Below are 6,570 nucleotides of genomic sequence, written 5' to 3' on the forward strand. Positions count from 1 at the left end.
ATGCAGAAAGCAAGAATTGAAATTCTATATTGTTTCTTTTTTTTGATAGGTTTTAGTAACTTATTTTCTCAAAATCTTGATATAAAAGTTTTAAGAGCTATACACGTTGAACGCAATCAAAGTTTTGATTCTCAATTAAACAATATTACAAATAGTGCCGTACCAGTAAGTATTGCAACCCCAGTATTGATGTATTCTATTGGGTTAATAAAGAAAGATAGTACACTTAAACATAAAGCAATTTTTATTGGCGAAGCATTTCTTGTAAATGCTTTTATTACAAAAGCATTAAAAGTAGCTGTTAATAGAGCACGCCCGTTTGACACTTATTCAGATATTGTTCCAGTTGTAACATCTACGGGTACCTCTTTTCCTTCAGGTCATACTTCTATTGCTTTTTCTACTGCAACCTCATTAAGTATGGCGTATCCTAAATGGTATGTCATTGTACCTTCTTTTTTATGGGCAAGTAGTGTGGGTTATTCTAGAATGCATTTAGGTGTTCATTATCCCAGTGATGTGGCAGCAGGTGCGCTTATTGGTGCTGGATCTGCTTTTGCTACCTTTAAGATTAATAAATGGTTGAATAAGAAAAAGTTTAGAAAAATAGAAGGTGTAAAATAAAAAGCCCTTTTATTTAATAGTACTTATTTATTTTTTTTCCGTAGACATTTCTTTTTCATTTTTTTAAACTTCCACTTCTTTTTTTGAATAAGTTACTTTAATGAATGGTAATTAACATTAATTTCAGGAAACTCAATTCAAATTTACTTACTTTCGTTGTATTAAATAGTTTTCATGAAAATTGCAATTGTTTGTTATCCTACCTTTGGAGGTAGTGGCGTAGTAGCCACAGAACTTGGTCTTGAACTAGCGAGACGTGGTCACGAAATTCATTTTATTACCTATAGACAACCGGTGCGTCTTGCATTGCTAAGTCCAAATGTACATTACCATGAGGTTAATGTACCTGAATATGCCTTGTTTCATTATCAGCCTTATGAATTAGCGCTATCCAGTAAACTGGTAGATATGGTAAAATTGCATCAAATAGAATTGTTGCATGTGCATTATGCTATTCCGCATGCTTATGCAGGTTATATGGCAAAACAAATGCTAAAGGACGAGGGAATAAATATTCCTATGGTAACTACACTGCATGGTACTGATATAACTCTTGTAGGTAACCATCCTTTTTATAAACCTGCTGTAACTTTTAGTATCAATAAATCTGATTTTGTAACTTCGGTTTCTCAGAGTTTAAAAGACGATACCTTAAAATTATTCAACATAAAAAATGAAATTGAGGTCATTCCTAATTTTATAGAGTTGGATAAAAATAAAACCGATACTAATTTTCCTTGCCAACGGTCAGTCATGGCTAAAGAGAATGAGAAAATCATTACCCATATTAGTAATTTTAGAAAAGTAAAACGAATTCCTGATGTCATTAAAGTTTTTTATAACATTCAAAAAGAGATTCCTGCGAAGCTTATGATGGTGGGTGACGGTCCCGAAAAAGAAAAAGCAGAAGCTCTTTGTCAAGAACTTGGTATTCAGGATAAGGTAATATTTTTTGGTAATAGTAATGAAATTGATAAGATTTTATGTCTTACAGATTTGTTTTTGTTGCCTTCACAAACGGAAAGTTTTGGACTTGCGGCACTTGAAGCAATGGCTTGTAATGTTCCAGTTATTTCTAGTAATTCTGGTGGATTAGCCGAGGTGAATTTTGATGGTGTTTCGGGATATTTAAGTGATGTGGGAAATACGGACGAAATGGCTCTTAATGCGTTGAAAATACTAAAAGATGAAAAAACATTAGCAGTGTTTAAAGAAAACGCCTTTGAAGTTGCTAAACAATTTGATATCAAAAACATTTTACCCTTGTACGAAGCTTTGTATCTAAAAGCTATTAACAAATACAAATAATCAAAGTGGTATTGGAAATCTAAATTTTTAAAACATGAATAAAATAGTAATGGGTGTTATGATGATAAGTTTGTTTTCATGTGCAACAGGTAAGCCAGCAATAGCTGATTCAAAAAAGTTATATGAAGTACTAACAGAACAGACTTATGGAGGTGCTGCTATTCGGTTTTATGAAATTTTATCAGAGCCAAATGAAATAAAAATGCTTCAAAAAGATGAAAATCTTAAAAACAGCATTAAACCTTCGGATTTACAAAACTCGAATTTTGTGATTCTCAATATGGGTCAAAAAACAAGTGGCGGTTACAGTATAAATGTTGAGAGCGTAGTAGAAACACCTACTCAAATTATAATTAAGGTAAAAGAAATGGCACCTGAGCCAGGCGGAATGGTTACACAAGCCTTGACAAACCCTTTTTGTGTGGTGAAGATTAACTCGAAAAAAGAAATTATTTTTCAATAAAAAAAAGAGGCTATTTACGAATAAATAGCCTCTTTTTTTATGAATCTGTTGATTAGAATCTGTATCTAATACTTAATGCTAAATCTGGAGCAAAATTATCAGTTCTGAAGTTATCATTATCTGAAAAGTATAATTCGGGTCTAATGTCAAGTGCTAATTGAATTGGAGCTTCTTTGAAATTATATTCAATACCTAAATCTCCAGCAACAAAAGCATAAGTTCCGTTTACATCAAATCTGTTGTTATCCCAGCTTCCTAATCCACCACCTACACCAGCATACCAGTTGAAACCACCATCAATGTTCCAAACCCATTGGTATAAACCTGTAAGTTTAAAAGCATCAACATCATTACTATTTCTAAAACCTAAATCTAATTCTAAACGGTTGTTATCACCAAGACCTCTTTGGTATGAAATTTCTCCACCAAAACCGTCGTTATCTCCTAAACGAAGACCTAAAGCATTTTTTGAAATATCTTGTGCTTGTGCTGTAAATGATAATGCTACTAACATTACTGCAGATAAAATAATCTTTTTCATTTTTGTTTGTTTTAATTATTTAGCAAATTTATTTATTTACTTGTTAATTGCGTTGTAAAATTTTGTGTAAAAGTTACATAATTTCCACATCAAGTTATTTTAGGAGCTTAATGTGCTATTTAACCAAATTTTGCTTTACAAATATTTTTTTACTTGCAATAGATTGGGTTTCTATGAGATCTTCCATTTCAAAAAGATTATCATCTTCCTCAAAATTCATCTCACTGTAATGAAATAATTTCCACCTTTTATTATTGTATTCAAGAGATGTGAGGTTTTCTATCCAATCTCCAGAATTTAGATAGAGTGTAGAGCCACTTTTGGTTTCTTTTTTAATGATTTTTGGTTCGTGAATATGTCCGCAAATAACGTAATCGTATTTTTTTTCAATGGCTAATTCAGTTGCAGTTTTCTCAAAATCAGAAATGTGTTTTACCGCCTTTTTTACACTAGCTTTTATTTTTTTACTAAACGAATACGGCTCTTTCCCTAGTTTTTTTAAACACCAATTTGCAAACCGGTTGATCAAAATAAGATAATCATAGCCTAAACCGCCTAATTTTGCAATCCATTTAGAGTGTTGCACCGAGGCATCAAATACATCCCCATGGAAAACCCATAATTTTTTTGAATCTAATGTTAAAATGAGTTTATCTACCAATGCAAAATTACCCAATGAGATGTCACTGAACTTGCGTAACATTTCATCATGATTTCCGGTAATGTAGTACACCTTTGTCCCTTTTGAAGCAAAACTGATGATTTTTTGAATAACCTTTAAATGTGATTTTGGGAAATAGGATTTTCTAAACTGCCAGATATCAACAATATCTCCATTTAGAATTAGTATTTTAGGTTTAATAGAGGATAAATAATTAAGGAGTTCCTTGGCATGACTACCAAAGGTGCCCAAATGCACATCGGATATGACAACCACTTCTACTTTTCTTTTTTTCAAGGTTTTTTATTTTTTGAAGTTTAACAAAACAATTAAAAATAAATTAAGTAACATTGAATTAAAAGTTAAGATTAGCGATACAATATTAATTTAATAACAATAAATCTAAGAACTTGCTTAAAACTTTAAACACTAAACTTTTGAACTTTGAAGTAAAATGGTACTTTTGTTCAAAATCAAAATGAAATGGCAGGAAATAGTTTTGGAACATTGTTTAAAATTACAACATTTGGAGAATCTCATGGTGACGCTTTAGGTGGTATAATTGATGGTTGCCCTTCTGGGATTGCTTTAGATTTAGATGCTATTCAATTTGAAATGTCTCGAAGAAAGCCGGGGCAGTCGGCTATTGTTACCCAACGTAAAGAGCCAGATGCAGTTCAGTTCTTATCCGGAATTTTTGAAGGTAAAACTACTGGTACACCAATTGGTTTTATTATTCCAAATACCAATCAGAAATCAGACGATTACTCTCATATAAAAGATAACTACAGGCCTAGCCATGCTGATTACGTATATGAAAAGAAATATGGTGTACGCGATTATCGTGGAGGTGGAAGAAGTTCTGCACGAGAGACGGCCTCAAGAGTTGTTGCTGGTGCTATTGCAAAGCAAATGTTATCCGAAATTAAAATTCATGCTTACGTTTCTCAAGTTGGGCCTATCGTTTTGGAAAAGCATTATCAAGAATTGGATTTTTCCAAAATTGAAAGCAATCCGGTACGTTGCCCAGATGAGCAAGCTGCAGTTATTATGGAGGACTACATTCGAGGTATCCGTAAAGAAGGAGATACAGTAGGAGGTGTGGTATCTTGTGTAATTCAAAACGTTCCTGTGGGTTTAGGCGAACCTGTTTTTGATAAATTACATGCCGAGTTAGGTAAAGCTATGTTATCAATTAATGCGGTGAAGGGTTTTGAATTTGGTAGTGGTTTTGAAGGTGCAAAAATGAAAGGGAGTGATCATAATGACCTGTATAATTCAGACGGAACCACAAAAACCAATCTTTCAGGAGGAATTCAAGGCGGTATCAGCAATGGTATGGATATTTATTTTAGAGTTGCTTTTAAGCCTGTTGCCACAATCATGAAAGAGCAAGAATCTTTAGATAATCAAGGAAATATAACTGCTATGACAGGAAAAGGCCGTCACGATCCTTGTGTTGTGCCGCGAGCAGTGCCTATAGTAGAAGCAATGGCTGCAATTGTTTTGGCAGACTTTTATTTGATAAATAAAACGTACTAAAGCAAGCTCCATAAATTGTAAATAAAAAGCATCCTATTTCATGAAATATGAATTATTATGCTAAATATAATGTAACTAAATATCAAGTAATTAAAAATAATTTAATGGATCATACTACAAAAAAGACTTCATTTTTTTCAGGATTAACCGGGCAAATATTGATAGCAATGGTTCTTGGAGCCGTATTAGGGATTATAATACATAATAGTATAACTCCAGAAGATGCGCAAAATTTCAGCAGTAAAATTAAAATTTTGGCTACAGTTTTCATTCGTTTGGTTCAAATGATTATTTCGCCTTTAGTATTTACAACTCTTGTTGTGGGTATTGCAAAATTAGGAGATATTAAAGCGGTAGGAAGAATAGGTGGTAAAGCGATGGCTTGGTTTTTTACAGCTTCTTTTATTTCATTGTTGCTTGGAATGTTTTTTGTGAACGTTTTGAAACCAGGAATAGGACTTAATTTATCCAATGTGGATTTAGCGGCAGTGTCAGAAGTGACTGCAAAAACACAAAATATATCATTCGATAATTTTATAGAACACATTGTTCCAAAAAGTATTTTTGAAGCGATGGCTACGAATGAAATTTTACAGATTGTAATTTTCTCGATCTTTTTTGGATTAGCGGCTGCTTCATTAGGGGATCACGTTAAGCCAGTGATTACAGCATTTGACAAAATATCACATATTGTTTTAAAAATGGTAAACTTTGTTATGAAGTTTGCACCTATTGGCGTATTTGGAGCCATTGCAGGTGTTTTTGCAGTGCGTGATTTTCAAGAATTAGCCATTACGTATTTCAAGTTCTTTGGTTCTTTTTTAATCGGGATTTCTTCTTTATGGGTTGTTTTAGGAGTTGTAGGTTATATTTTCCTCAAAGGGAGAATGACTGTATTGTTAAAACGTATTGTGAGTCCGTTAATTATTGCCTTTGGAACAACTAGTAGTGAAGCTGTTTTCCCAAAACTTACTGAGGAGTTAGAACGCTTTGGAGTAAAAGACAGAATCGTATCTTTTATGTTGCCATTAGGATATTCTTTTAATCTTGACGGAAGTATGATGTACATGACATTTGCCAGTATATTTATTGCTCAAGCGTACGGTATAGATTTGTCGTTAGGAACTCAAATGACTATGTTGTTAGTTTTAATGCTTACCAGTAAAGGTATTGCGGGTGTGCCAAGAGCCAGTTTAGTAGTAGTTGCCGCAACTTGCGGAATGTTTGATATTCCTATTGAAGGTATTGCTTTAATTTTACCAATAGACCATTTTTGTGATATGTTCAGGAGTGCTACAAACGTTTTAGGAAATGCTTTAGCTACTTCTGTAGTAGGGAAATGGGAAGGAAGTGATGATACTGATGAAGTGGTTTCTATGTAAAGTAAGTTCACTTATTGATATAAAAAAAAGCAGTAAAAATTTTTACTGC

The 6,570-nt window shown here is 33.0% G+C and carries 7 protein-coding genes; 5 read left to right on the forward strand and 2 right to left on the reverse strand.

Translation table 11 applies throughout. From position 1 onward, the window contains the following. From DNC80_RS09525 to DNC80_RS09535, 3 genes are all read left to right on the forward strand, one after another. Positions 1 to 624, forward strand: coding sequence for a phosphatase PAP2 family protein (locus tag DNC80_RS09525; RefSeq protein ID WP_182651009.1), 624 nt, complete (start codon positions 1 to 3; stop codon positions 622 to 624). Positions 625 to 798: 174 nt separating this feature from the next. Next, positions 799 to 1,932: an N-acetyl-alpha-D-glucosaminyl L-malate synthase BshA gene (gene bshA / locus DNC80_RS09530; protein ID WP_144892178.1), complete on the forward strand. Its 1,134-nt coding sequence runs from the start codon at positions 799 to 801 to the stop codon at positions 1,930 to 1,932. A gap of 34 nt (positions 1,933 to 1,966) precedes the next feature. Next, on the forward strand, positions 1,967 to 2,395 hold the full coding sequence (locus DNC80_RS09535; RefSeq protein ID WP_182651010.1) for a protease complex subunit PrcB family protein: 429 nt from the start codon (positions 1,967 to 1,969) through the stop codon (positions 2,393 to 2,395). 52 nt (positions 2,396 to 2,447) lie between these two features. Here the strand turns inward: DNC80_RS09535 and DNC80_RS09540 are convergent, their stop codons facing one another. Beyond that, entirely contained in the window at positions 2,448 to 2,936 is a 489-nt protein-coding gene (locus DNC80_RS09540; RefSeq protein WP_182651011.1) for a hypothetical protein, read from the reverse strand. A gap of 115 nt (positions 2,937 to 3,051) precedes the next feature. Then, positions 3,052 to 3,894 carry a UDP-2,3-diacylglucosamine diphosphatase gene (locus tag DNC80_RS09545; RefSeq protein ID WP_182651012.1) on the reverse strand — a complete coding sequence of 281 codons (843 nt, stop codon included), beginning with the start codon at positions 3,892 to 3,894 and terminating at the stop codon, positions 3,052 to 3,054. Between the two features lie 186 nt (positions 3,895 to 4,080). Here DNC80_RS09545 and aroC point away from each other — a divergent pair, with 186 nt between their 5' ends. Both aroC and DNC80_RS09555 read left to right on the forward strand, forming a co-directional pair. Beyond that, positions 4,081 to 5,139, forward strand: coding sequence for a chorismate synthase (gene aroC, locus DNC80_RS09550; protein ID WP_182651013.1), 1,059 nt, complete (start codon positions 4,081 to 4,083; stop codon positions 5,137 to 5,139). A 104-nt stretch (positions 5,140 to 5,243) separates the two neighbouring features. Next, positions 5,244 to 6,521: a dicarboxylate/amino acid:cation symporter gene (locus DNC80_RS09555; protein WP_182651014.1), complete on the forward strand. Its 1,278-nt coding sequence runs from the start codon at positions 5,244 to 5,246 to the stop codon at positions 6,519 to 6,521. The last annotated feature ends 49 nt before the right edge of the window (positions 6,522 to 6,570 follow it).

The sequence above is a fragment of the Flavobacterium sp. SOK18b genome, assembly GCF_014156605.1.
Classification (GTDB): domain Bacteria; phylum Bacteroidota; class Bacteroidia; order Flavobacteriales; family Flavobacteriaceae; genus Flavobacterium; species Flavobacterium tiangeerense.